General features: G+C 61.1%; 19 protein-coding genes and 1 pseudogene. 8 read left to right on the plus strand and 12 right to left on the minus strand.

The features are described from left to right. Positions 1 to 5 precede the first annotated feature (5 nt). The 3 genes from F6S08_RS14400 to F6S08_RS14410 all read right to left on the minus strand — a co-directional run bounded on the left by F6S08_RS14400 (position 6) and on the right by F6S08_RS14410 (position 2,886). Positions 6 to 947, minus strand: coding sequence for a sugar kinase (locus tag F6S08_RS14400; protein WP_065927873.1), 942 nt, complete (start codon positions 945 to 947; stop codon positions 6 to 8). Continuing rightward, entirely contained in the window at positions 940 to 1,722 is a 783-nt protein-coding gene (locus F6S08_RS14405; protein ID WP_027606430.1) for a sugar phosphate isomerase/epimerase family protein, read from the minus strand. Before F6S08_RS14405 ends, F6S08_RS14400 begins: the two co-directional genes overlap by 8 nt. 144 nt (positions 1,723 to 1,866) lie before the next feature. Beyond that, on the minus strand, positions 1,867 to 2,886 hold the full coding sequence (locus tag F6S08_RS14410; RefSeq protein WP_065927871.1) for a LacI family DNA-binding transcriptional regulator: 1,020 nt from the start codon (positions 2,884 to 2,886) through the stop codon (positions 1,867 to 1,869). 244 nt (positions 2,887 to 3,130) lie between these two features. On the opposite strand from F6S08_RS14410, the gene F6S08_RS14415 reads away from it, so the two are divergent. The 3 genes from F6S08_RS14415 to F6S08_RS14425 all read left to right on the plus strand — a co-directional run bounded on the left by F6S08_RS14415 (position 3,131) and on the right by F6S08_RS14425 (position 9,687). Further along, positions 3,131 to 5,083: a hypothetical protein gene (locus F6S08_RS14415; RefSeq protein ID WP_315871776.1), complete on the plus strand. Its 1,953-nt coding sequence runs from the start codon at positions 3,131 to 3,133 to the stop codon at positions 5,081 to 5,083. A gap of 144 nt (positions 5,084 to 5,227) precedes the next feature. After that, a complete protein-coding gene (locus F6S08_RS14420; RefSeq protein WP_315871777.1) occupies positions 5,228 to 7,213 on the plus strand; it encodes a hypothetical protein in 1,986 nt (661 codons plus the stop codon). 263 nt (positions 7,214 to 7,476) lie between these two features. Beyond that, complete coding sequence (locus tag F6S08_RS14425) at positions 7,477 to 9,687, plus strand: autotransporter outer membrane beta-barrel domain-containing protein (RefSeq protein ID WP_315871778.1); 2,211 nt, start codon at positions 7,477 to 7,479, stop codon at positions 9,685 to 9,687. Positions 9,688 to 9,749: 62 nt separating this feature from the next. Here the strand turns inward: F6S08_RS14425 and F6S08_RS14430 are convergent, their stop codons facing one another. The 7 genes from F6S08_RS14430 to F6S08_RS14460 all read right to left on the minus strand — a co-directional run bounded on the left by F6S08_RS14430 (position 9,750) and on the right by F6S08_RS14460 (position 17,752). Continuing rightward, on the minus strand, positions 9,750 to 10,199 hold the full coding sequence (locus tag F6S08_RS14430) for a hypothetical protein (protein WP_315871779.1): 450 nt from the start codon (positions 10,197 to 10,199) through the stop codon (positions 9,750 to 9,752). A 48-nt stretch (positions 10,200 to 10,247) separates the two neighbouring features. Further along, positions 10,248 to 11,069 (minus strand): hypothetical protein, encoded by an 822-nt coding sequence (locus F6S08_RS14435; RefSeq protein WP_315871780.1) that lies wholly within the window; start codon positions 11,067 to 11,069, stop codon positions 10,248 to 10,250. 118 nt (positions 11,070 to 11,187) lie between these two features. Then, on the minus strand, positions 11,188 to 11,793 hold the full coding sequence (locus tag F6S08_RS14440; RefSeq protein WP_065948649.1) for a LysE family translocator: 606 nt from the start codon (positions 11,791 to 11,793) through the stop codon (positions 11,188 to 11,190). Between the two features lie 54 nt (positions 11,794 to 11,847). Further along, entirely contained in the window at positions 11,848 to 12,687 is an 840-nt protein-coding gene (locus F6S08_RS14445; protein WP_065927865.1) for an AraC family transcriptional regulator, read from the minus strand. 72 nt (positions 12,688 to 12,759) lie between these two features. Then, positions 12,760 to 13,401, minus strand: a complete 642-nt coding sequence (locus F6S08_RS14450) for a DUF1345 domain-containing protein (protein WP_315871781.1) — start codon at positions 13,399 to 13,401, stop codon at positions 12,760 to 12,762. A gap of 91 nt (positions 13,402 to 13,492) precedes the next feature. Next, on the minus strand, positions 13,493 to 16,582 hold the full coding sequence (locus F6S08_RS14455) for an efflux RND transporter permease subunit (protein ID WP_315871782.1): 3,090 nt from the start codon (positions 16,580 to 16,582) through the stop codon (positions 13,493 to 13,495). Between the two features lie 12 nt (positions 16,583 to 16,594). After that, a complete protein-coding gene (locus tag F6S08_RS14460) occupies positions 16,595 to 17,752 on the minus strand; it encodes an efflux RND transporter periplasmic adaptor subunit (protein ID WP_065927863.1) in 1,158 nt (385 codons plus the stop codon). A 171-nt stretch (positions 17,753 to 17,923) separates the two neighbouring features. Here F6S08_RS14460 and F6S08_RS14465 point away from each other — a divergent pair, with 171 nt between their 5' ends. From F6S08_RS14465 to F6S08_RS14480, 4 genes are all read left to right on the plus strand, one after another. Then, entirely contained in the window at positions 17,924 to 18,625 is a 702-nt protein-coding gene (locus F6S08_RS14465; RefSeq protein ID WP_027606419.1) for a response regulator transcription factor, read from the plus strand. Between the two features lie 3 nt (positions 18,626 to 18,628). Next, the gene (locus F6S08_RS14470) at positions 18,629 to 19,933 is read left to right on the plus strand and encodes an ATP-binding protein (protein ID WP_315871783.1); all 1,305 of its coding nucleotides are present in this window, start codon (positions 18,629 to 18,631) and stop codon (positions 19,931 to 19,933) included. A gap of 58 nt (positions 19,934 to 19,991) precedes the next feature. Then, positions 19,992 to 20,762 (plus strand): class I SAM-dependent methyltransferase, encoded by a 771-nt coding sequence (locus tag F6S08_RS14475; RefSeq protein ID WP_065927861.1) that lies wholly within the window; start codon positions 19,992 to 19,994, stop codon positions 20,760 to 20,762. A gap of 91 nt (positions 20,763 to 20,853) precedes the next feature. Further along, positions 20,854 to 21,639, plus strand: a complete 786-nt coding sequence (locus F6S08_RS14480) for a sulfite exporter TauE/SafE family protein (RefSeq protein ID WP_027606416.1) — start codon at positions 20,854 to 20,856, stop codon at positions 21,637 to 21,639. A gap of 151 nt (positions 21,640 to 21,790) precedes the next feature. Here F6S08_RS14480 and F6S08_RS14485 read toward each other — a convergent pair whose 3' ends face one another. Then, complete coding sequence (locus F6S08_RS14485) at positions 21,791 to 23,029, minus strand: acyl-CoA dehydrogenase family protein (protein ID WP_074846456.1); 1,239 nt, start codon at positions 23,027 to 23,029, stop codon at positions 21,791 to 21,793. Positions 23,030 to 23,296: 267 nt separating this feature from the next. Between F6S08_RS14485 and sfnG the strand changes: the two genes are divergently transcribed. After that, positions 23,297 to 24,382 carry a dimethylsulfone monooxygenase SfnG gene (gene sfnG, locus F6S08_RS14490; RefSeq protein ID WP_065927859.1) on the plus strand — a complete coding sequence of 362 codons (1,086 nt, stop codon included), beginning with the start codon at positions 23,297 to 23,299 and terminating at the stop codon, positions 24,380 to 24,382. Here sfnG and F6S08_RS14495 read toward each other — a convergent pair. Next, positions 24,378 to 24,827, minus strand: a pseudogene (locus tag F6S08_RS14495) (GNAT family N-acetyltransferase); the annotation flags it as partial. The gene sfnG and the pseudogene F6S08_RS14495 sit on opposite strands and share 5 nt — an antisense overlap. Positions 24,828 to 24,913: the final 86 nt, after the last annotated feature.

Here is a 24,913-nt window from a genome sequence, read left to right on the forward strand (position 1 = left end):
GTGGGTCAAGCGACGGATCGGGTGGGTAATTCGGAGCGGGTGGGCAAGCCTTCCATATCGCCGCGGCTTTGCACGGCGCGGCTGCCGATCCAGTTACCCCGTTGTACCGCCTCGGGGAAGCTGAGGTTTTCCAGCAGGGCGCTGATCATGCCCACCGCAAACCCATCGCCGGCGCCGACGGTGTCCACCACCTTGTCCACGCGCACGGCGGCGACAAAGCCCTGGTCCAGCTGGGTGCGGAAGTAGGCGCCGTCCGGGCCGAGCTTGATCGCCACGGCTTCGGCGCCTTGGTCGAGGTAGAAGGCGGCGATATCCGCCGGGTCGTCGAAACCGGTGAGCAGACGGCCTTCGCCCAGGCCCGGCAGGACCCAGTCGGCGAGACCGGCGAGGGCGTTGATTTCGCGGATCATCTGTTCCTGGCTGGTCCACAGCGACGGACGCAGGTTTGGGTCGAACGACACGCTGCCACCGGCTTTGCGCATCTGTGTCATCAACTCGCGGGACAGCTCGCGGGTGGCCTCGGACAAGGCCGGCGGAATGCCGGTGGCATGCAGATGGCGGGCCTGCAACAGCGCCGGGCTGATGGCCGCAGTGGACAAATGGCTGGCGGCCGAGCCCTTGCGGAAATACTCCACTTGCGGGTCATCGCCGGCTTCTTCGCGGGACTTGAGTTGAAAGCCGGTGGGGTGCGCCGGGTCGACCGCCACGTGCCGGCAATCCAGGCCTTCTTTTTTCAGCGTGTCGACCACAAAACGCCCGAGGGAATCATTGCCCACCCGGCTCAGCCAGGCGACGTTGAAGCCCAGGCGCGACAGGCCGATGGCGACATTGCTGTCGGCGCCGGCAATGCGTTTGTGAAACTGTGCCACCTGGGCCAGGTCGCCGGTCTGCTCGGCGACAAACATCGCCATGGTTTCGCCAAACGAGAGGATATCGATCTCAGACATGGGCATTCTCCCCACGGGGTTGGCCAAGGAGGGCGAGGGCTGCGACCTGTTGCGCGGTGACGTCGACCAGGTCATCGCCCTGCAACGGGAATTCCACCGCCCGTGTAATGCCTTGAGTCATGTGCGTGAGCAGTTGTTCCCACAGATGCAGGTCGGTGGCGCCGGGCGGCAGCGCCACCAGCTTGCCGTCCGCGCGACGGGCCACGGCCTTGCAGTGCAGATAGTCGACGTGCCGGCCGAGCAGGCGCGCGGCGGTCAGGGCGGACTGGTCCTGCCACTGCCAGTTGCCGATATCGAAGGTCATCTTCACCGGCAGGCCCAGGCGTTCGACCTCGGTGAAGAAGCGCTGCATCGGCTCAATGCGCCCGCCGTGCAGGGTCTGGTCGTTTTCCACCAAGAGCTTGACCGGATGGCGGGCGAGCAGGGCGTGCAGGCTTTCCAGGTCGTTGGTGTCGGTGAAGTAGCCGAGGGAGACTTTCAGCCAGCGCGCACCAAAGGCCTGGGCGCGGTCCAGGGTTGCGTTGAGGTCGGCATTCGGCTGGGCGCGGCCGGCGATCCACAATTCCAGAGGCGATGAGAACACACACTCCAGGCCTTGCTCGGCGGCAGCCTGGGCCAGTTGTGCAGGTTGCTCGCTGGTCAGCAGTTCTTCGCGCCACTCGATGCGCCGGGCACCGGCGGCGGCCAGCAATTCGACAAAACTCAATTGGCCTTGCTGGCGGACCAGGTCGGCGCCGTAGCTGGAAAGGCTGATGGAGACGGGGTATTTGTGCATTGTTGTTTACCTCTGAAACCGGTTTCATTTTTTGCGTTAAATATCTAATCGACTCTGCCGTAGCAGCTGCCGAGCCTTGGCGAGGCTGCGTTTGCGGTGTGTCAGGTACGCCGCCGACGCAGCCTCGCCAAGGCTCGGCAGCTGCTACGTGCAGGGGCGCTGGGTTGAGCCTCGGATGATCAACTGGGGCAAAAAGTCCAGGGTTCGGGTCGGTTCGGTGTCACCGCGCAAGCGCTTGAGCAGGCAGTCGAACGCACTGGCGCCAATCGCTTCGGTGGGTTGGGCGAGGGCGGTGATGCCGTTGCCCACCAGCGGGTACCAGTCCAGGTCATCCAGGGCGATCAGCCCTACGTCGTCGAACAGCTTGCAGTCCAGCGCCTTGAGCGCACGGGTGCAGGCCAGTGTGGCGACGCCGTTGGCACAGAACACCGCCTTGGGCCCGGGTTTGGCGAGAAAGGCTTGCAGGCGTTGTTCCAGCCCGTCATCGAGCGCCAGCACCGCGCCGGTCAGCGCCGGGCGCCGGGCGATTTCGCTCTTGAAGCTGTCCAGGCGCTCCTGCCGTGAACTGGTGCCATCGCAGGCCTCGCTCACCAGCAATACATCGCGATAACCCTGTTGTTCCAGATGCTCCACCGCCATGCGCACCGCCGCCGGGTTATCCAGCCCCACCAAGTCGCTGTGCAGCGGCTCGACCTTGCGGTCTACCAGCACCAGGGGCATTTCCCGCTGCAGTTCCAGCAATTGGTCGAGGTGATGGCCGAGGGTGTTCACGATCAGCCCTTCGATGTTGTACGAGCGCAGCGCCGCCAAATGCTGGCGCTCCTGCTCGTCATCGCGGTCGGTGTTGCACACCACCAGGCTGTAGCCATGCCGGCGGCAGGCGGTTTCGACGCCGTGCATCACGGCAATGGAGTAGGGGTTGCGGATATCGGCCACCAGCATGCCGATCAGGCGCGTGCGGCCACGTTTCAGCCCGCGGGCCATCTGGTTGGGGCGGTAGCCGAGCTGTTCGATGGCGTGTTCGATGCGCAGGGCGATGGCATCGGAGAGCAGGGCGCGGTCGTCGCCGATAAAGCGCGACACACTGGCCTTGGAGACGCCGGCGTGTTGGGCGACGTCGAGCATGGTGACGCGGGTGCGCTGGGCGGCGGAAAAAGGAGTCACGGTCGCAGGCCTTTCTTATTGGATGAGTCGGTTTCAGCCGTGGCTTGGCAGGCTGAAACCGGTTTCAGAAGACATCAACTCGCTCATTTCGTCAAGCGTCTCATGCCCTCGGCATCGCTTGATATCCGACAAGTGGCGATACCCACCTGTTAGTTCTGACAGTATTCGACGCCAGGCATTGAGCGTTTAATGAATACCAGACGCGCCGTGGCGGTGTGCGACATGGGTATGACGGGAGGCTCCGATGAGTGCTGATAAAACCCCCGAAAGTAGGCGGCTGTATAGCGGCATTTTGCGCTTGGCCGATATTCGGGTGCCCATTCTGGACGATGTTGTCCCACCGATCGTGGAGGGGTATATCCCTCACCAATATCTCGACAGCGACCTGGAAGTGGTGATCCCGGAACTGTGGGAGGATGCTGCGCAAGCCGGTGAGTTCAATATTGTCGAAATCGTTTGGTCGCGCAGTGGCGGTGAGGGTGTCCCGCCGTTCCGGGAGCGGTGGGATGGCCCGATTACCAAGGCATTCCCTTTTTCGATCAGTGTGCCGCGAGACTATCTGGAGAACGACGGCACAGTCCGCTTGGCTTATCGGATCACTGATGAAACCGGTCTGCCGACTACGTCGGAGTTCCGGACCCTGGTGCTTGATCGGAGCCCACCCAACAATAACGTTACCCCGCCGTCCCCGGCTTTTCCGGTGGGGTTGATTGATGAAGGCTATCTGGCCACGCATCCAACCGTTGACCTGGTAGTGCCGCCCTACAACGGTCGTCGATCCTGGGACAGGATCTATTACTGGATTACGGACCAAAACCCGCCACCGGACGCTGCGCCGAGTGACTATGTAGAGTTTCCCTTCGAAGACACGCCCCTTGTCCTCCCTGTGCCTGGGGATTTGTTTCGCCTGTACCCCAACGGTACTCAGTACGTTCATATCCGGCTTCAGGACCGCTCCAGCAACCGCGGCCCCAGGTCTGAGCAGTCGCCTGTGGAAGTCCAGTTGTCGGCGGTTCCGTCTGATCTGCAGCCCCTTGTCATTCCTGCGATGGCGAGCGGCCTGATCAATCGGCATGACGCTCGGATCGGCGTAGTCGCCAAGGTGCAATACGACAATTGGCAAGCCGGTGACCGGGTCACAGTCCGATGGGGGAAAACCGTGCTTACCCGCCAGTCCGTCCCCGAGTTGCCTTTCGATGTCGTCATCCCGTGGCCCAGGTTGATAGAGGATGGCCTGGGACTCGCAGAAGGCGTGGCCACTTACACCATTACCCGGTCCGGTAGCGACACGCCCACCCCGCCCAGCCCGCCGGCATTGATCCGCTGGGACTTCAGAGTCGCCGGGCAGGACCATCTCGATGCCCCCGCACTGCTCAACCTTAACCTGCCCAGGGTAACGGTATGGGGTGAAGGCTCCATGACTGAAAACCACATTGATAGGCGTGACGAGGGCAAGCGCGTGTATGCCAGTGTCCCGTTGTATCACCAGCCGCGCAACGGCGAAGTATTGGAATTGTATTGGGGGGACTTTCCCAGCATGGATAACCCGATTGCGCACTATGTCGTCGATACCGATAAGGGTGATGCCGAGGGCGTGCGCGTGGAGTTCAGTGATATTCCGTGGGAAGTTATTGTCGGTGCCGGCAATGAGGAAAAGATGCAGGTGTACTACACGACATTTAATGGCGTTAATGAACAGCTTTCCAACTTTACTGAAGTCAATGTCGATGTAGTGCCTCCCCTGGTCTTTCAGCGTGTCGAGTACCCCAGCGCCAATGACAACATGTTTATTAACTGTGGCTCCAGCCCGGCGATGTGGGATCACATTCCCATTCGGATTCTTCCTGAGGGCGCCTTCAGGAAAGACGATGATCTTGTGGTGACATGGCAGGGCTATGAAGAGTTCGGAGGCGGTGGCAAGGCCATAACATTGACTGCGGACACCCTGACGCACCGCTTGACGGAGCAGCAGGCCCAAGAGGGATATACGTTCAAGCAATCCAACTATGAAGAAAAAATCAAACCGATCAGGTCACCGCACCCCAACAGTCCGGGGAGTTCGGTGGGCGTCACGTATACCTTGTGGCGCAAGAAAAGAATCATAGGCTCCTCAAGGGAACGCTACGCGAAGATTGACCAGAAGTACTCGGGAGGGAGTTACTGCGGTCCGGACGGAGAGGATTCGGCGGGCAAGTAGTGTAGGGCACTTTAAAGTGATGGCTGATATGAATTGCGGCGTTTGGTGGTGGCGATGAAGCAGCTGTGCGACTTGATGAGTGTCATGTGAGGCAATGGTTTATCCGGCTGTAAGAGTGACTTCAAGTGCAAAAGGAGAATACAGATGACAACGTTAAGTAAAAAGCAGAAGGCTGCCATTCAATCGCGCGAGGTTAATAAAGAACTCTTGTCCCGGCGTAGAGCAGGGGGCTTGGCGCTGCCTCTGCCTACCTTTGACTCTCTGAATGAAAACGGGTTGATTTTGGAGATCGATGCGAGAAAACCGCTTCCTGTAACGTTTGATATTTCAGAGTTGGCGGAGGAAGAAGATCTTGATCCGGCAACCACCCGACTCGATATACATATGCGCGGCAAAGGCTCCACGAATTGGGGGGCGGCGATGTATAGCGTGCAATTCCAAACCCCCACATTCCCTGATCGCCAGCCTATTGACGAACCCTTTATCCGGGACATCCCTGTCTCCCGGTTGACGGAAGGGCAGCATGAGATCGGCTACATCCTTTATGAAGGCGCATCCCCCACGCCGCTGATGGTGGGGGCGCCCTTGGAGGTCGACCGAACCGAGCCTCTACGCCCCAACTATCCGCCTGCGCCCAGTTTTCCGGGCTATTTGACAGATGAAATCACTGAGCAACATATTGAAGACAACCCGGACGGTCTGGTGTGCACCTTTCCGGATGCTCCGGGTGGTGCCGAGTTGGGCGTTAGCATCGCCGTGTATTTTTCTCCCGACTTCTCTTCACAATTGTCTGAGCCGATTGACACCTATCCCATAACCGCTGCGTTGAGTTTTACCGTGCCGTGGGCGTTGATTACCGGCAACCGCGCGGGACTCAACTACCTGTTTTACCAATTGATCGATCTCGCCGGCAACATCAGCAAAGACTCAGCCCCTGCGCGCGTTAAGTTGAATCTGACCGCTGAACCAGAGCCCTTGGAAGCGTATGTACCTTTGGCGCTTCTGCCTGATGATGGCCTGCTTGACTTGGAGGACCTTTATGAGCCGACCGGGGTTTACGTCGCTATTCGCGAATATGCCAACAATCTGCCGACGATCGATGTAATCGAACTGACGCTCGGTAGCCAGCCGCCACAGCGTTTCGCGGTTAATTTTTATTTGCCCTTTCCGTTAATGCTTCCCGTCAGCAGGGCGACACTTCTGGCCCATTACGGTACGAGCACAGGTGAACTGGATACCTCGATTGATTATTTTATCGACCGTAACGGCAGTCCATTCGATGCGCCTACCCATGACATCAAAATTGATTTTTCCGCGCCAGGTCCCACGCCGGGAACCGACCCGGAGAATCCGCTGCTCAATCCCGTGCTGGTCTACGGCTCTGATCCAGACCTGGAAAACCAGCTGACTGAAGATGACTTCGAGAAGGAAGCTACGGTTGAAATCGTACTGTGGGACACGCCTATTCCGGCGCCAGGCACGGTGCTGAGGGGGTATTGGGGCAGTTTTGAATATGCGTTCGACGTTGTGCCGATCACGACCGAAGGACCGGGGGATACGGTTTCAATGAGCGTACCCTGGTCGATAATTCGTGCTGTCGGTAACGGTATAGTCAACGTCTTCTACACGCTCGAGTGGGCGACCAACGACAACATCCAGCGCTCTGCGCCACAGCCGGTGGTTGTCAATGCCAATAAGGTCGTACTGGAGCCGGCAACCTTTTCCAAGGCGACCACATTCTGGTCGTGTACCGATCTCAATCGCACGACGTTTGCGGGCACTGTCAGGGTTCCCGGAAATATGACTTACTTCAGGGAGTTTATGGTGATCCGCTGTGAGGTGCGGGTGTTCAGCGATATCACCGGCGATAGCCAGCTGGGCGAGACCACGACGATCCACTCGCCGCCATTGACGCCAGACATGGTGGCCAACGGATTCACTATAACTGTCCCCTATGCTGTCATACGGCCAGCGGTCCGGAACTCGGCGGACTTTCACTACTTCGTTCCCATCCCCGGAGAGGGAGAGCAACCCTCCGTGAGAGCGTGGACCCGCACTCGGTTCACGGACTTGAATGGCGTGTTCTGCGAAAATCAACCCCCTACCACCCAAGAGGATGGCGTGGCCTAAAAAGTCTACGGGGGGTGTTTGCGCACCCCTCGGTTCCAATATCCCAGTGCACACGCTCATGGGGCAAGCATTCATTCATACAGATAGATTGGGATTAGTCCTACATATGCAGGTAATTCCAATCTGTAGTTTTGCGGCCTTGAGTGGCCTGGCTCCAACCCTCTGGAAATAGGCCGAACCGTTCCGTCGCGGAATGTCTGTTGAATGAGTGGTGTGTTGTGAATATCAATTCGTTTTTCAAGTTAAAACCGTTAGTTGCAATGATGCAGGTGCCCTCTGTTGTAACGTTATTGTTTCTGGCACCTGGGGCCCATGCCAGGCTCATCGAGAATGGCACTGAAACCGTTGACCATGATGCCTATATCGATACGTTTGAGCTGCAAAATGCCACGCTCAACGTAATAGACGGACGGACACTGGACGTTTATGCCAATGCTTCGAGCCTGAATGTCAGCCAGAACAGCTTGATCATGGGCACTGTCGTCGCCCAGGGCGGCTCGAATGTGAATGTAGGCGCCAGTCGCGTCACCGCTTCCGGCGCGTTCCAGACCGGCATCACTTTGCTCAGCAGCACAGCACAGATCAACGACAGTGTGATTTCCAGTGCTGACTACCATGGGATGGTGGTCGGTAAATTTACCACCTCAACCCAGGCGTCCACGGCAACCGCAAACGGCAGTGTCATCGTGGGCGCAACCGGTGGTGCCGCCGTTACCGGCGGTAGCCTGCTGGAAATCGTGAATAGCCAGGTAGTCGGTACCGGCGCGGACAGTTTCGGGTTGAGCCTGCAGAGCGCCACGGCGCGTGCCTATCAAAGCAACATCACTGGCGGGCGCAACGGCGTGGAAATGTCTTATGACCGATATGCGCCGGGGGCCAATACGCTGCTTCTGGACCAAACCCACGTGACCGGCGTCACCGGTGCTGCGCTGCTGGTACAGGGGGCCAGGGGCCAGGGCGCCGTGGCGGATATTGTGGTACGCAATGGCTCGACCCTTACCGGCGGCAATGGCCATTTGCTGGAAGTAAAAGGCAACTCCACGGCGAACATGAGGGTCGAGAACAGCCGGCTTCAAGGTGATGTCATTGTCGAGTCCGGCAGCCAGGCTCATCTCAAGCTTAATGATCGGGCCTCATTGATCGGCCGCATGGAGAATGTTTCATCCTTGGAAGTAGGTGATGAGTCCCTGTGGATCATGACCGGCCATAGTCAGGTCGGCGATCTGAGACTGGCCGACGGCGTGGTCAAGTTCGGCGACGATGACGCTTTTTATCGGTTGGACCTGGAGCGCCTGTCGGGCCAGGGCACCTTTGCGATGGGCACTGATTTTGCCCGGGGCCTGACTGACTTTTTGAATATCAGCGGTGAGGCCACCGGTCATCATGGCCTGTTGCTCGCCAGTAGCGGTGCAGAGCCCGGCAATCCTGGCGCGGTGCATATCGTCCATACCGGTGGCGGTGACGCGCAGTTCGAGTTGCTGGGCGGGGCGGTGGACGTTGGGGCCTGGTCTTATGGACTCAAGCAGGAAGGCAACGATTGGTTCCTCGACCCGAACAATCGTACCGTCAGCCCAGGTACCCGCTCGGTACTGGCGTTGTTCAATACTGCGCCGACCGTGTGGTATGGCGAAATGACTTCCCTGCGCAGCCGCATGGGAGACCTTCGCTATAGCGGTGTCGAAGCCGGCGGTTGGCTGCGTGCCTACGGCAATAAGTACGAAATCAGCGGTGGGGACGGCGGAGCCTACGATCAAAACCAGCGCGGTTTCTCTCTGGGTGCCGATACACCGGTAGGCGACGGGCAATGGTTGCTGGGGGTGATGGCCGGTCACAGTACTTCCGACCTGGATCTCAGCCGGGGTACCTCGGGTACGGTGCAGAGTTACTACGCGGGCCTGTATGCCACCTGGCTGGATGAAGAGAGCGGGTATTACTTGGATGGGGTGGTCAAGGCCAACCGCCTGAACAACAATGCCAAGGTCGGTTTGAGTGACGGCAAGCAAACCAAAGGTAACTACAGCACCAATGCGCTGGGTGCGTCCGTGGAGGTCGGTCGTCATATCAAACTCGACGATGACTTCTTTGTCGAACCGTTCGCCCAGGCCTCCGTGGTGACGGTACAAGGCAAGAGTTATCGCCTGGACAACGGCCTGAAAGCCAAGAACGATCACACCGACTCGGTACTGGGCAAGTTGGGCGTAACGGTGGGGCGTGACTTCGTACTGGACGATGGCAGCGTACTTCAGCCGTACTTGCGCGCCGGCGTGGCCCATGAATTTGTCAAGAACAACAAAGTCATGGTCAACAACCAGACATTCGACAATAACCTCTCAGGTTCCCGCATCGAAGTGGGAGCGGGGTTCTCGGTCTCGTTGTCCCAGAACCTGCAGGTGCATGCCGACTTCGACTACGGCCAGGGCAAACATGTTGATCAACCGTGGGGGGCGAATGTCGGCGTGCGCTATAACTGGTAATCCGACAGTGGCGGTACGCTTTAAGCAGGTTTAACAAAACGCCCCGGATCCGGGGCGTTTTGTCAGGACTCATCTGACGTATTTTTTGTGTTGAACAGGATTTGCATATTTATTTCGTTGTCGTCGATATCCTTGAGGTAAACGTCGAGTGCGCCCTCGACCGTATTGCCGTTAGGGTCGTGAAAAAACTCGATGGTACCCCGGTGTGCCTGATAAGCCGGGACAGGCGTGTCGTTGACGGTCATGAGAATCACCGAGTATCGAGAGGGGGATTGGGTGTCTGGAATTGAATAACGACCGGACGGCAAGTCTTCGCTGTGGTATTTGAAAATCACCCTTTGTCTCGATGTTTCACCCGGTGGAATTTTCATGGCGCCTTCAGTCAGCCAAAAGTTGTTTTTCCATTCATGCTCAATAAAGTCTGCCTTGAAATCCTCACGTCCAATTTTGCCTTGAAAATATTGCTTAGTCGTTTCTTCGGATTTAGCTTTTCGTGCGGTTGCAGTGGTCATGATTGAGTTCTCCTGCGATGGGTTGTACCTGTGTGTGTGATGAGCGCGCTAATTGGGTGTGTTTGCTGAGGCGGTGGATAATTTCAGGGACAGGTTGTCGACCACGAGGAAGGTCTCGCCCAGAATCCGTAGCGTGAACTCCGGTATTCCTTCCGGAATGGTCAACGAGTGAGTGTAAGTGTCCCAGCCGCCGCCGCCGCGAAGTTCTATTTGCTGCACGTTGTCCGGTGTGAGCTCGAATATTGCGAATCCATGACCGCCTGAGGGGGTCATTGCCTCAATGGAAAAATCGTAGGTTTGTCCTGGTGTGACGGTAATCACCTGCTCAATGAATCCACCCAGATTTGCCTGGCACCTGTTGTCATGAAAGGTGACGCTTGAGCCGACAGGCAGCGTGACCGTCCAGCCCGTGCCGTTTTCGGCGAAATCACCATTGCGGATCAGTTCGATGGGGATGACGGTGCCTTCATCTTCCACCAGCCTGACGTTATCGAACCACACATCCCCGGCGTCACCGATCAGTTGTACGGTGATACCGGTCGTGCCTGCGGGGGTGTTGAACGTGATCGATCGGTGGGTCCAGCCGTGGTTCCCCGTCAGCCCGATGGATTCACTTGTATCCGACGGTCGAAATGTCAGCCGGGCAGAACCGGCACCCTCATAGGTAATCAACGTATAGGCACTGAAGGTGTAGGAGGTGCCGCCGGAAGCAGGCACCTCCTGTTCCGCGCGTCCCGTGGCAGTGATGATGCAGTGTTGACGTGAAAAATCCACCCGGCCTGGAGCGGTGGCCGTGGCGGTCCAGGAGGTCCCGTGCCTGGCGAAGGTGCCATTTAGAACCAGATTATTGATCATCGGTTGTTCTGACATGAATCAACCCCCGCGCCCTTTAAATGGGTTGCTGTGGTGTGCGACTCAATTCAGCGCCATCTGCGCCGAACGCACAACTGTCAGAACTAACAGGTTCCCCGTGCCATTCGTCGGTTGTCTACGCCGGGTGCCACATCCCCAGCCAGGCAGACGCCAGCAATAGGATCGCCATGCATCGATTGAAGCGTTGCATGGCCTTGGCCGACCCCACTAAGCGGGCGGAGCCTGCGCCCAGCAACGCCCACATCCCAAGACATGGCAGGGAAACCGCAAAAAACACCAGGGACAAGGCCAACACCCGCGCCTCACGCCCCTCTCCCTGCCCGGCAAACACACTGACCACCGCCAACGCCATCATCCACGTCTTCGGATTGACCAGTTGCAGGCTGGCCGCACCGAGCAGGCCCAGGCGTTTCTGTGGGGCATCGGTGTCAATGGCCTGGGCCGGCGCGCTGAATATCTGCCAGGCGAGGTAACTCAGCCAGGCGATACCGATCCATTGCATGGCGGTTTGCACTTGCGGCAGATGGACCAGTGATTCGCCGATGCCTGAACCGACCGCCAGCACGATCCCCGCCGCACCGGCGCACGCCCCGAGGATGATCGGTACGGCTGCCCGCAGCCCATGACGCGCGCTGTTGCTGAGTACGAGGATATTGGTGGGCCCGGGGGTGATGGAGGCAACGAAGGCGAATAACAGGAAGGGCAGGAAGGTGGATGGCATACAGACGGACTCCAATGAACAGATCAGGGCTGTCCATCTTCACAAGCCTGTGGCTTACCTGTCTGGAAGGTTTGAGCAGCGCTTGCGGTAGGCCGCCGGTGTCAGTCCATAGGCGCGCACGAACCAGCGGCCCAGGTGACTTTGATCGGCAAAACCCAGGGCCATCGCTACGTCGGCCGGTTGCTCGCCCCTGGCCAACGCGTGCCGGGCGCGGGCCAGGCGCAATTGCACCAGGTAAGCGTGGGGCGGCAACCCAAAGGCGCTCTTGAACGCGCGGCTCAGGCGGAAGCGGTCGACGCCACAGGCCAGGGCCAGTTCGTCCATGCCGACATCGTGATGCAGGTGGGCGTGCAGGTACTCCCGGGCCTTGTGAGCCACCTGCGGCAGGCGTGGGTCTTCACGGTAACGGCTGCGCCAATACAGTTGGCCGGTGAGGTGTTCGAGCAATTGGTCCATGGCGCGCTGGCGCACGATGCGCAGTTCGCCGCTGTGCAGCGTCTGGAAGGCCTGGCTGGTGACCAGAGCCAGGCGCGGGTCGCTGGTCAAGGTGGTGGCGAAGCTCAATTGACTATGGGGCGGCGCCTCTTCGAACACCGCACTCACTTCTCGCGCCAGCCACTGCGGGTCGAGGTACAGCATGTGGTAGGTAAAGCCGTCCGGCGTGGGCGCGTCGCCGTCATGCAATTCACCGGGCTCCACCAGGAACACCTGGCCGGGCACGCTGTTGTGGCGGGCGCGGCGACAGTTGAACTGCTGCACGCCTTGTTCGGTGACGCCGACCAGATAGCTGTCATGCCAGTGGGGGTCATAGGCGTGACCCTCGAAATGCGCGCGCAGGGTCTCGATGCCGGTGTCGGCGTCCTGGGACAGATCGATCCAATTATGCGCAGCCATAAAACACCGGGACGGAATGTGTAAGGGTATTAGCGCCCAACGGCACCAGGGCGTCTAGAAGGTTTGTGCAGCCTAGCCGAACAGCCCGGCGGCGATGTTGATCGAGAACCCCAGGATCGCCGTATTGAACAGAAAACCGATCAGCGATTGCCCCAGCACTACCTTGCGCATGCCGCGGGTGGCGACGCCGACGTCAGAGGTTTGCACCGCCACGCCGATGGTGAAGGAGAAATACAGGAAGTCCCAGTAGTTCGGCGTCAACAGTCCTTCGGCAAAACGCAACGCCGGTTCCTTGCCGTTCCAGGTGTAATACAGGCGGGCGTAATGCACGCTGAAAATCACCCCGATCAACAGCCATGAACCGATCACCGTCAGCCCGGTAAACCCGTAGTGCAGCAGGCGCTCGGAAGTGGCCAGGTCTTTGCTGCCCACCAGTTCGAAGGTGATGGTGGCGAGGCTCGCGATGGCGGCGATGCACACCGTGAACAGCACCAGCCCGGCGTTTTCGTCCTCGATTTCGGCGATGCGCTTCACATCGTCGGCCCTGGCACGGCTGGTCAACCACAGCATCAGTACCAGGTAGGTCCAGACCCCGGTGTTCCAGCCGATGAGGATTTTGCTGGCGAGGGTGTCGGCCGGCGCCAGGATGCCGACGGCAAGGCCGAGCACAGCGGCGGCGGAGAGGCGAGGGTGGGTACGGGCTAGAAAAGGCATGGCAGCTCACAGATGGTTACCTGTGAGCACCTTAGCGCATTTTTGTTGTGGCAAGCGGGCCCGCCACCGTTACAGTGTCCCCCAAAAAGCCTTAGCGCTTTTTGCGCACCAGCTTCATGACCACCACAAAGAACACCGGCACAAATACCACCGCCAGGGTCGCGGTGATCATCCCGCCGATTACCCCGGTACCAATCGCCTGCTGGCTCGCCGAACTGGCACCGGTGGCAATCGCCAAGGGCACCACGCCGAGGATAAACGCCAGCGACGTCATGATGATCGGGCGCAACCGGAGTCGTGCGGCTTTCAGGGTGGCGTCGATGAGGTCTTCGCCCTGGTCATACAGGTCCTTGGCGAACTCGATGATCAGGATCGCGTTCTTCGCCGACAAGCCGATGATGGTGATCAGGCCGACCTTGAAAAACACATCGTTGGGCATGCCCCGCAAGGTCACCGCCAGCACCGCGCCGAGCACGCCCAACGGCACCACCAGCAACACCGACGTCGGGATCGACCAGCTTTCATACAGCGCCGCCAGGCACAGGAACACGATCAGCAGCGACAGCCCCAACAGTATCGGCGCCTGTGAGCCGGACAAACGTTCCTGCAGCGACAACCCAGTCCACTCCTGGCCCAGGCCTGCCGGCAATTGGCTGACCAGGCGCTGGATTTCCTCCATCGCCTCGCCGGTGCTGTGGCCGGGTGCGGCCTCGCCGGAAATGGCGATGGCAGGGTAGCCGTTATACCGCGTCAGTTGCGCCGGGCCCTGGGTCCATTTGGCTTCGACAAACGCCGACAGCGGTACCATCTTTCCATCCTTGTTGCGAACGTGGATCTTCATCAAATCCGCCACCTGGCTGCGCTGGTCACCTTCAGCCTGCACCACCACGCGCTGCATGCGGCCCTGGTTGGGGAAGTCGTTGATATAGGCCGAACCGATGGCCGAAGACAGCACATTGCCCACATCCGCAAACGAGACGCCCAGTGCGTTGGCCTGTTTGCGGTCGACTTCCAGCTGCACTTGCGGCGCCTCGGCCAGGGCGCTTTCGCGCACGTTGGCCAGGATCGGGCTTTTTCCGGCGGCGTCGAGCAGTTCGGTACGTGCCGCCATCAAGGCTGCATGGCCTACACCTCCGCGGTCCTGCAGGCGGAACTCGAAACCGCTGGAGGTGCCCAGGCCATCCACGGGAGGCGGCAGGACCGCATAGGCGATCGCGTCCTTGAGCTCGCTGAAGGCCATGTTGGCGCGGTCGGCAATCGAGGCGGCGGAGTCATCGCTGCCGCGTTGCGACCAATCCTTGAGCGTGGTAAACGCCAACGCCGCGTTTTGCCCGGAACCGGAGAAGCTGAAGCCCATGATCATGGTGGTGTCGCCCACCCCAGGCTCGCCGGCGTTATGCGCTTCGATCTGTTCGGCCACCTGCACCGTGCGGTTCTTGCTCGCGCCGGGCGGCAGCTGGATGTCGGTGATGGTGTAGCCCTGGTCTTCCACCGGCAGGAACGAGGAGGGCAGGCGGCTGAACATCAGCCCCAGGCCCACCAACAGCGCCAGGTAGATCAGCAGGTAACGGCCGCTGCGCTTGAGGGCATAGGCGACCCAGCCTTCGTAACGGTCGGTGAGCTGCTCGAAGCGCTTGTTGAACCAGCCAAAGAACCCGCCCTTGGCATGGTGCTCGCCCTTGGCAATCGGCTTGAGCAGCGTGGCGCACAGGGCTGGGGTCAAGGTCAAGGCGAGGAAGGCCGAGAACAGGATCGAGGTGGCCATCGACAGCGAGAACTGCTGGTAGATCACCCCCACCGAGCCGGCCATGAACGCCATCGGCAGGAATACCGCGACCAGCACCAGGGTAATGCCGACGATGGCGCCGGTGATCTGGCCCATGGCTTTCTTCGTCGCGTCCTTGGGCGACAGCCCCTCGGTGACCATGATCCGTTCGACGTTCTCCACCACCACGATGGCGTCATCCACCAGGATGCCGATGGCCAACACCATGCCGAACATGGTCAGCACGTTGATCGAGAAGCCCAGCAACAGCATGGTGGCGAAGGTGCCCATCAGCGCGATCGGCACCACCAGCGTCGGGATCAGGGTGTAGCGCACGTTCTGCAGGAACAGGAACATCACCGCGAACACCAGGGCCATGGCTTCGAGAAGGGTGTAGACCACCTTGGTGATCGAGACCTTGACGAACGGCGAGGTGTCGTACGGGATCTTGTACTCCACATTGGCCGGGAAGTAGAGCGACAGCTCGTCCATCTTCGCCCGTACCAGGGTCGCGGTGTTCAGCGCATTGGCCCCCGGCGCCAGTTGCACGCTGACGGCGGTGGACGGCTTGCCGTTCAGGCGCGTGGAGAACTGGTATTCCTGGCTGCCCACTTCTACCCGCGCCACATCGCCGATGCGCACGGTGGAGCCGTCCGGGTTGGCCTTGAGCACGATATCGGCGAATTCCGCCGGCGTGGACAGCTGGCCCTTGACCAGGATCGCGGCGGTGATTTCCTGGGTCCTGGTACCCGGCAAGTCACCGATACTGCCGGCCGAAACCTGGGCGTTCTGTGTGCTGATCGCCGCATTCACGTCGGCCGGCGTGAGGTTGAAGCCGATCAGTTTCTGCGGGTCGATCCAGATGCGCATGGCGCGTTCGGCACCGTACAACTGGGCCTTGCCCACCCCGTCCAGGCGCTTGAGCTCGTTCATCACGTTGCGCGCCAGGTAATCGCTGAGCGCCACGTCGTCGAGCTTGCCGTCGCTGGAGGTGAGGGTCACCAGCAGCAGGAAGCCGGCGGAGACTTTCTCCACCTGCAAACCTTGCTGGGTCACGGCCTGGGGCAGGCGCGGCTCCACCGCCTTGAGACGGTTTTGCACATCGACCTGGGCCATTTCCGGGTGGGTGCCGGGCTTGAACGTGGCGGTAATCGTTGCCGAGCCGAGGCTGCTCTGGGATTCGAAATACAGCAGGTGATCGGCACCGTTGAGCTCCTGCTCGATCAGGCTGACCACGCTTTCATCCAGGGTCTGGGCCGAGGCGCCCGGGTACACCGCGTAGATTTCCACCTTCGGCGGCGCGACGTTGGGGTACTGGGCCACCGGCAACTGCGGGATGGCCAGCAAGCCGGCCAGCAGGATAAACAGGGCGACCACCCAGGCGAAGATCGGGCGGTCAATAAAGAACTGCGGCATTGTCAAAGATCCTTATTGGCCGGAAGCCTGGGCAACGGGTGTGGGGCTGTCATCGACCTCGACTTTTTCACCGGGGCGCGCGTGCTGCAGGCCTTCGACGACGATACGGTCGCCGGGCTTGAGGCCATGGCTGACCACCCAGCGGTCGTCGATCACCGCACCCAGTTCCACCGGCTGCTGGCTGACGGTCTGCTCGGCGTCGAGCAGCAGCACCATGGGGATGCCGGCGCTGTCGCGGGTGATGGCGCGTTGCGGCACGCTGATGCCTTGTTTGTCGACGGCTTGCTCCAGGCGTACCCGCACGAAGCTGCCGGGCAACAGGTCGAGGTCCGGGTTGGGGAACTCGCTGCGCAGGATGATCTGCCCGGTGCCCGGGTCGACGCTGATCTCGGCGAACAGCAACTTGCCCGGCAGCGGGTAGAGGCTGCCGTCGTCCTGGATCAACGTGGCCTTGGCCTGGTCCTGGCCGACCTGCTTCAAGCTGCCGGCGCGGAAGGCGCGGCGCAGGTCGTTGAGCTCGCGGGTGGACTGGGTGAGGTCGGCGTGGATCGGGTCCAGTTGCTGGATGATCGCCAGGGGCGTGGCTTCGTTCTGGCCTACCAGTGCCCCTTCGGTCACCAGGGCGCGGCCGATGCGTCCGGAAATCGGCGCGGTCACGGTGGCATAGCCCAGGTTCAACCTGGCGCGCTCGACGGCGGCCTTGTTGGCGGCGACTTCGGCGTTGGTCTGGCGCAGGTTGGCGCGGGCGTTGTCGTAGTCCTGGCCGCTGATGGCATTGCCTTCCACCAGTTGGCTGTAGCGCTGCTCCTGCAGGCGCGCCTGGAACGCATTGGCCTCGGCCTTGCTCAGGTTGGCCCGGGCGCTGTCCAGGTCAGCCTTGAACGGTGCCGGATCGATGCGAAACAACACGTCGCCCTGTTTGACGTCATGGCCTTCCTTGAAGACCCGTTGCATCACCACCCCGGCCACCCGTGCGCGCACTTCGGCAATGCGTGGCGCGGCGATGCGTCCGCTCAATTCGCTGGTGATGGAGAGGGGCTTGGCCTCAAGGGTTTCGATGCGCACCTTGGCCAGGGGCATTTGCGGCGCTTCGTCGGCCGATTGGTCACAGGCACTCAGGGCCAGCATCAGGGCCAACAGGCAAAATGGCGCAAACAGATTCTTCGACATGCTCTTATCCCAATATTGACTGGCGCATCCTAAGGGCACCGGCGCTGTGGTGCTGTGAAGCTATGTAGGTCGTCTGTGAAGAAATGTAAGGTGCGGCGCGCGGGGCGCCGAGGGCGTATATCCTTGCACAATCCTGCAACACACCAACAAACCGCATTATTTGGAAACACCATGCCCAACATCCTCCTGGTGGAAGACGACGCCGCACTCTCCGAGCTGATTGCCAGCTACCTGGAACGCAACGGCTACCACGTCAGTGTGCTCAGCCGTGGCGACCACGTCCGTGAGCGCGCGCGCCTCGACCCGCCGGACCTGGTGATCCTCGACCTGATGCTGCCCGGCCTCGACGGCCTGCAAGTGTGCCGCCTGCTGCGCGCCGACTCGGCGGGCCTGCCGATCCTGATGCTCACCGCCCGCGACGACAGCCACGACCAGGTGCTGGGCCTGGAAATGGGCGCCGACGACTACGTGACCAAACCCTGCGAGCCGCGTGTGCTGCTGGCGCGGGTGCGCACCTTGCTGCGGCGCAGCAGTTTGTCCGAGCCCCAGGTGGCCAATGACCAGATCCTGATGGGCAACCTGTGCATCGACCTGTCGGAACGCACGGTGACCTGGCGCGAACAGGCGGTGGAGTTGTCCAGCGGCGAATACAACCTGCTGGTGGTGCTGGCCCGGCATGCCGGCGAAGTGCTCAGCCGCGACCAGATCCTGCAACGGCTGCGCGGTATCGAGTTCAACGGCACCGACCGTTCGGTGGACGTGGCCATTTCCAAGCTGCGCCGCAAGTTCGACGACCACGCCGGTGAAGCGCGCAAGATCAAGACCGTGTGGGGCAAGGGCTACCTGTTCAGCCGTTCCGAGTGGGAATGCTGATCGATGTTTCGTGTGCTGCTACGTCTTTACCTGATCACCATCGTCACCTACAGCGCGGCGATCTTCCTGATTCCCAAGCTGGTGATCCAACTGTTCGAACACCGCTACCTGGACTACAACGTCGAGCAGTCACGGGGCATGCAGAAGCTGATCGTCAAGCAGTACCTGCGCGCGCCGGTGGAGCGCTGGTCCCAGGTGACCGAGCAACTGGGCAGTGACTTCGCGCCCCTCAAAGTGCAATTGCTGTTGCGCCAGGACGCGAGCTACACCACGCAGGAAGCCAAACTGCTGGAGCAGGGCAACCCCGTGATTCACCTGGGGGAGTTTGGCTGGATGGAGGACATCAGCTCGCCGCTCAACGAGCAGTTCGTGGTCAAGCTGACCATTCCGCCAGACCCGCTGGACATGAACCTGTTGTACTGGTCGATGAACGTGCTGATCGGTGCGGCGTTGCTGGCCTGCCTGCTGTTCTGGCTGCGTCCGCACTGGCGCGATCTCGAACGCCTGAAAAGCACCGCCACGCAACTGGGCAAGGGCAACCTGGCCGAGCGCACGCACATTCCGCCCAGCTCCAATATCGGCAGCCTGGCGTCGGTGTTCGACACCATGGCCGACGACATCGAACACCTGCTCAACCAGCAACGCGACCTGCTCAACGCGGTCTCCCACGAACTGCGCACACCCCTTACACGCCTGGATTTCGGCCTGGCCCTGGCGCTGTCGGAGGACTTGCCGGAGGCCAGTCGCGAACGCCTGCATGGCCTGGTTGCGCATATTCGCGAGCTGGATGAATTGGTGCTGGAGTTGCTGTCCTACAGTCGCCTGCAAAACCCGACGCAATTGCCCGAGCGTGTGGAGGTGATGCTCGATGAATTTATCGACAGCGTGTTGGGCAGCGTCGATGACGAGCTGGAAAACCCCGAGATCGTCATCGATGTGGCACTCGACTGCGCTGTGGAACGCTTCAGCCTCGACCCGCGCCTCACCGCCCGTGCCTTGCAGAACCTGTTGCGCAATGCCACGCGTTACTGCGACAAGCGCATTCAGGTGGGCGTCAAGGTCTGCGCCAAAGGCTGTGAAATCTGGGTGGATGACGATGGCATCGGCATTCCGCTGGACCAGCGCGAGCGTATCTTCGAGCCCTTTTACCGCCTCGACCGCAGCCGCGACCGCTCCACCGGTGGCTTTGGCCTGGGCCTGGCCATCAGCCGGCGAGCCCTCGAGGCCCAAGGTGGCACCCTGACCGCACTGGCCTCGCCGTTGGGCGGCGCACGGTTCCGGGTGTGGTTGCCCACGGCTGCCGATTAGAAAATCTCCCGGGGAAGGCGCACACTGTGCCCCCGCTTTACCCGAGGAGAGATTGGCAATGACTGGTGTCCACACGTCTGCTCAACAAGGTTTCTCTACCCAGGCCGTCACTTACGCCCAAGGCCGGCCGAATTATCCCAGGCAGCTCACCGGTTGGCTCACGGATGTGCTCGGCGTCGATGGGCACTCACGGGTGATCGACCTGGGCGCCGGCACCGGCAAGTTCACGCGCCTGCTCAGCACCCTGGCGCCGACGTTGATCGCCGTCGAACCGGTGCAGGCCATGGGTGCGCAGTTGACCCGGCTGTTGCCGGATGTGCGCCTGGTCAACGGCACCGCCGAAGCCATCCCCCTGGAAACCGCCAGCGCCGACGCGGTGGTCTGCGCGCAAGCCTTTCACTGGTTCTCCACCCAGGCCGCGCTGGCGGAAATCCACCGCGTGCTCAAGCCCGAAGGGCGCCTCGGGCTGGTGTGGAATGTGCGCGATGAGTCGGTGGACTGGGTGGCGGCGATCACTGCGATCATCACGCCCTACGAGGGTGACACCCCGCGCTTTCACTCCGGACGCTGGCGTGAAGCCTTCGACGGCAAGTACTTTTCAGTCCCCGAAATGACCTGTTTCCCCTATAGCCACGTCGGCAGCCCACAGGAAGTGATCATGGATCGCTTCCTCTCCGTGAGCTTTATTGCTGCGTTGCCCGAGGCTGAAAAAGCCCTCGTGACCGAGCAGTTGCGTGGCTTGATCGCCAGCCATCCAGCCCTGAAGGGCCGCGACACGGTGGCGTTTCCTTATCAGACCCAGGCGTATGTCTGTCGTCGACTGCCATAAAAGGCATAAAGTCAGATCATATTGATATAAGTCGTTATAAGAAAAATCGCTATCCTGCGGCCAGAAATTTATAAGGCCGCGGGTAGCGTTGATGGAAGTGGGTAACTTTGGTTTTGTAATTGCGGGCCTGATCGTTGGTTTTATCGTCGGCATGACCGGTGTCGGCGGGGGCTCCTTGATGACCCCGATCCTGTTGTGGTTCGGCATCAACCCGGCCACGGCCGTGGGCACTGATCTGCTGTACGCGGCCATCACCAAATCCGGTGGCGTGCTGGTCCACAGCAAGAACAAGAACATCGACTGGACCATCACCGGCTGGCTGACCCTGGGCAGCGTGCCTGCGGTGTTGCTGACCCTGTGGTTCCTCGCCAGCCTGCACACCGACCCCAGCGCCATGAACGCGGTGATCAAGCAGGCCCTCGGCGTGGTGCTGCTGCTGACCGCCCTGGCGATCCTGTTCAAGCAACGCCTGCTGGCGTTCGCCCAGCGCCACGCCGGCGATCACTACCATATGAACCCGCGCAACCTGAATGCCCTGACCGTGGTGACCGGTGCGGTGCTGGGGACCATGGTTGCGCTCACCTCCATCGGCGCCGGCGCCCTCGGTACGGTCGCGCTGTTTATCCTCTATCCGTTCCTGGCCACGCGCCGCCTGGTCGGCACCGAGATCGCCCACGCCGTGCCCCTGACCCTGGTGGCGGGCCTGGGCCATGCCGGCATGGGCAATATGGACTGGCACCTGCTGGGCTTCCTGCTGATGGGGTCGCTGCCGGGCATTTACTTCGGCAGCCACATGACCGGCAAGGTCCCGGACGGCGTATTGCGCCCGTGCCTGGCGATCATGTTGATGACCATCGGCTACAAATTGGCCTTTTGAGGCGCACACGGGATTCAACTACACAGGCAGGGGCCAAATGTGGGAGGGGGCTTGCTCCCGATAGCGGTGGATCAGTCAACTGATGAGGCGACTGACAAACCGCCATCGGGAGCAAGCCCCCTCCCACATTTTGACTGTGACCAACCTTGACTCAGGCTTTCGCCGGGCCATTACCGATCTGCCACACAAACGGCGGCTCGGTGCCATTGATCACCCAGTCCCCCACGATCCGCGCCTTGTAGATCACCGGGTTGTGCGACGACACGGTCCGCGCATTGCGCCAATGGCGGTCGAGGGACTTGCCCTGGCGCACATCCGAGGCCCCCAGGGCGTTGAACAACTCACTGGTGGCGCGCTGGATCAGTTCCGACACCACCACCTGCGCCGTGGCTGACTCGATTTCGGCGGCCACGTTGGCTTCGCGCTCGACCCCCTCATCCCCACCGAAACGCGCCAGGTACGCCCGCTGTGCCGGTACCGCAGCCCTCAGCGCGCTGGCTTCGGCGGCGTAGACCAGGGCGGCGACTTCGCCCACCACCTGCTGGATCTGGGCATCCTGGCTGACGTGCTGGGCATTGCCATGGCTGTAGATGCGCTTGCGGCTGCGCACCTGGTGGGCCACATCGCGCAATGCGGCACGGCCGATACCGGCGAGGCTGGCCAGCAGGACAAGTTGGTAGAACGCGGTCTGGTATTTGAAGCGGGTCGCGAAGTCGATGACGTTTTCCGCCTCCACCACCGCATCGGTAAAGCGCGAGGTGCCGCTGCCGGTGGTGCGCTGGCCAAAGCCGTCCCAGTCATCGCTGTGTTCCACGCCGGGCTGGCGCGCGCGGGTGGCGGCGATCACATCGCCGCCGGTGTCGCTGCGCTGGGCGTACACGTCGATCCAGTCGGAGAAAATACTGCCGGTGCTGTAGAACTTTTCACCGTTGAGTTTCCACTGCTCGCCGTCCGGGCTGACCTTGGTGACAACGTCGCCAATGGCCACGGTGCCGATTTCGGTCCAGGCGCAGCCGACGATGTCGCCGTCGACAAAGCGTTTGAACCACAGGTCGCGGCCGGCACTGGGCGGCGCATTCAGGCGGTCTTCGGCAAAGGCGAAATGCCCGCGCAGGGCCTGGGGCACGTTGGAGTCGGCCTCGGCCAGTTCGATCAGCAGTTCGAACAACTGCGGCAGCGAAGCACCGCCACCGCCATATTCCACCGGCACCCGCACCGCGCCGAAGCCGGCTTCCTTGAGCCACTGGATCGGCTCGTGGGGCAGGGCGCGGGTTTGTTCGCGCTCCACTGCGCCAGCGGCGATGCGCTGGAAAATCGGGCGAAAGCGCGCCGCCAGCGTGGGGTAGTCGACGCCGACAGACAACGGGTTGATAACGTGGTGTTCGGTCATGAGCAGGGCTCCGGGGCAGTGATCGGTGCAGGGAGTGATTGCACAGTCCGTGCCGGGTGCCAGGGCCAATGTTTACGGGGGATGCATGCTGTCTACTGTTGCCCTGGCAACAGCAAATCGACAAACCGTCGCAATCCCTGACATCGGCATTCAACGCCTCCCAGCCCTGAATACATGTCGCACCCCTTGTGGCGCGGGCGTTTGCCTCCGCCTGGCACGCTTGCTGCTCCACACCTCGGTACATTCCTTTATGCGAGGTACCGTTCGATGAGTCAGCAAGCCGTGAAATTTGCCTATTGGGTGCCCAACGTCAGCGGTGGGCTGGTGGTCAGCAAGATCGAACAACGCACCCACTGGGGCATCGACTACAACCGCAAACTGGCGCAATTGGCCGAGGAAGCCGGCTTCGAATACGGCCTGACCCAGATCCGCTTCACCGCCGGCTACGGCGCGGAAAACCAGCATGAGTCCGTGGCGTTCAGCCATGCCTTGCTGGCCGCGACCACCAAGCTCAAGGTTATCGCCGCGATCCTGCCCGGCCCGTGGCAACCGGCGCTGGCGGCCAAGCAACTGGCGACCATCGACCAGCTCACCAATGGCCGCATTGCGGTGAACATCGTCAGTGGCTGGTTCAAGGGCGAGTTCCAGGCCATCGGCGAACACTGGCTGGAGCACGACGAGCGCTATCGCCGTTCCGAAGAATTCATCCGCGCCCTCAAAGGCATCTGGACCCAGGACGACTTTACTTTCAAGGGCGACTTCTACCGTTTCAACAACTACACCCTCAAGCCCAAGCCCCTGGGCCAGCCGGAAGTGTTCCAGGGCGGCAGTTCGCGAGCCGCGCGAGACATGGCGGCGCGCGTGTCGGACTGGTACTTCACCAACGGCAACACCCCGGAAGGCATCAAGGCCCAGGTCGATGACATTCGCGCCAAGGCTGCCGCGAACAACCATTCGGTCAAGGTCGGCGTGAATGCGTTCATCATCGCCCGCGACACCGAGGAAGAAGCCCGCGCCGTGCTCGCAGAGATCATCGACAAGGCCGACCCGGAGGCCGTGAACGCCTTTGGCGACGCGGCCAGGCAGGCCGGCAAGGCATCCCCCGAAGGCGAGGGCAACTGGGCCAAGTCCAGCTTTGAAGACCTGGTGCAGTACAACGATGGCTTCAAGACCAACCTGATCGGCACCCCGCAGCAGATTGCCGAGCGCATCGTCGCGCTCAAGGCGGTGGGCGTGGACCTGGTGCTGGCGGGCTTCCTGCACTTCCAGGAAGAAGTGGAGTACTTCGGCAAGCGCGTGTTGCCGCTGGTGCGCGAGCTGGAAGCCAAGGCCGGGATCAAGCAGGTGGCCTGACCAAGGTTTTCTCCAGGCGCAGGGCCGGGGTGTGGTCTGCGTAGTAGTCGTTGACCTGGGCGAAACGCCGGTAGCCGTTGCGTTCATACAGCGCCAGGGCGCGGGGGTTGTCGGTGCGTACCTCCAGGCGCAGGTGGGTGCAACCGTGCGTCACCGCGCAGGCCTCGACATGGCTGAGCAACTGCTTGCCCAGCCCGAGGCTGCGTGCGTGCTCGGCAATGGCGATGGAATACAGGCGCGCGAACACGCTGCCACGACGAAACAGCACCAGCGCATAACCGAGCAACTGCCCGTCCTGTTCCGCAACCAGCAACTGGCCGTGGGCGCGGCTGATCATCCAGTGAAAACTGCGCGATGAGAGCCGGTCGGTGGTGAAACACGGGTGCTCCAATGCGACTAATGCCGGTATATCGCCGGGTAATGCAATGCGAGAGAAAAGAGCCATATAACCGCCGTAAAAGTTGCGTAACGAAACGGGACTTCCCTAAAAGATCGTGCTTAATAGAAAAGGTCGAGTTCTCTAAAGCGGAT

The organism is Pseudomonas sp. JV449 (assembly GCF_032424295.1).
Classification (GTDB): domain Bacteria; phylum Pseudomonadota; class Gammaproteobacteria; order Pseudomonadales; family Pseudomonadaceae; genus Aquipseudomonas; species Aquipseudomonas marginalis.

Excerpts from the sequence above, each read along its gene's own strand:
- F6S08_RS14400 (WP_065927873.1), bottom strand. The coding sequence starts at position 947 with ATGTCTGAGATCGATATCCTCTCGTTTGGCGAAACCATGGCGATGTTT.
- F6S08_RS14405 (WP_027606430.1), bottom strand. The coding sequence starts at position 1,722 with ATGCACAAATACCCCGTCTCCATCAGCCTTTCCAGCTACGGCGCCGAC.
- F6S08_RS14415 (WP_315871776.1), top strand. The coding sequence starts at position 3,131 with ATGAGTGCTGATAAAACCCCCGAAAGTAGGCGGCTGTATAGCGGCATT.
- F6S08_RS14420 (WP_315871777.1), top strand. The coding sequence starts at position 5,228 with ATGACAACGTTAAGTAAAAAGCAGAAGGCTGCCATTCAATCGCGCGAG.
- F6S08_RS14425 (WP_315871778.1), top strand. The coding sequence starts at position 7,477 with ATGCAGGTGCCCTCTGTTGTAACGTTATTGTTTCTGGCACCTGGGGCC.
- F6S08_RS14430 (WP_315871779.1), bottom strand. The coding sequence starts at position 10,199 with ATGACCACTGCAACCGCACGAAAAGCTAAATCCGAAGAAACGACTAAG.
- F6S08_RS14435 (WP_315871780.1), bottom strand. The coding sequence starts at position 11,069 with ATGTCAGAACAACCGATGATCAATAATCTGGTTCTAAATGGCACCTTC.
- F6S08_RS14440 (WP_065948649.1), bottom strand. The coding sequence starts at position 11,793 with ATGCCATCCACCTTCCTGCCCTTCCTGTTATTCGCCTTCGTTGCCTCC.
- F6S08_RS14445 (WP_065927865.1), bottom strand. The coding sequence starts at position 12,687 with ATGGCTGCGCATAATTGGATCGATCTGTCCCAGGACGCCGACACCGGC.
- F6S08_RS14450 (WP_315871781.1), bottom strand. The coding sequence starts at position 13,401 with ATGCCTTTTCTAGCCCGTACCCACCCTCGCCTCTCCGCCGCCGCTGTG.
- F6S08_RS14455 (WP_315871782.1), bottom strand. The coding sequence starts at position 16,582 with ATGCCGCAGTTCTTTATTGACCGCCCGATCTTCGCCTGGGTGGTCGCC.
- F6S08_RS14460 (WP_065927863.1), bottom strand. The coding sequence starts at position 17,752 with ATGTCGAAGAATCTGTTTGCGCCATTTTGCCTGTTGGCCCTGATGCTG.
- F6S08_RS14465 (WP_027606419.1), top strand. The coding sequence starts at position 17,924 with ATGCCCAACATCCTCCTGGTGGAAGACGACGCCGCACTCTCCGAGCTG.
- F6S08_RS14470 (WP_315871783.1), top strand. The coding sequence starts at position 18,629 with ATGTTTCGTGTGCTGCTACGTCTTTACCTGATCACCATCGTCACCTAC.
- F6S08_RS14475 (WP_065927861.1), top strand. The coding sequence starts at position 19,992 with ATGACTGGTGTCCACACGTCTGCTCAACAAGGTTTCTCTACCCAGGCC.
- F6S08_RS14480 (WP_027606416.1), top strand. The coding sequence starts at position 20,854 with ATGGAAGTGGGTAACTTTGGTTTTGTAATTGCGGGCCTGATCGTTGGT.
- F6S08_RS14485 (WP_074846456.1), bottom strand. The coding sequence starts at position 23,029 with ATGACCGAACACCACGTTATCAACCCGTTGTCTGTCGGCGTCGACTAC.
- sfnG (WP_065927859.1), top strand. The coding sequence starts at position 23,297 with ATGAGTCAGCAAGCCGTGAAATTTGCCTATTGGGTGCCCAACGTCAGC.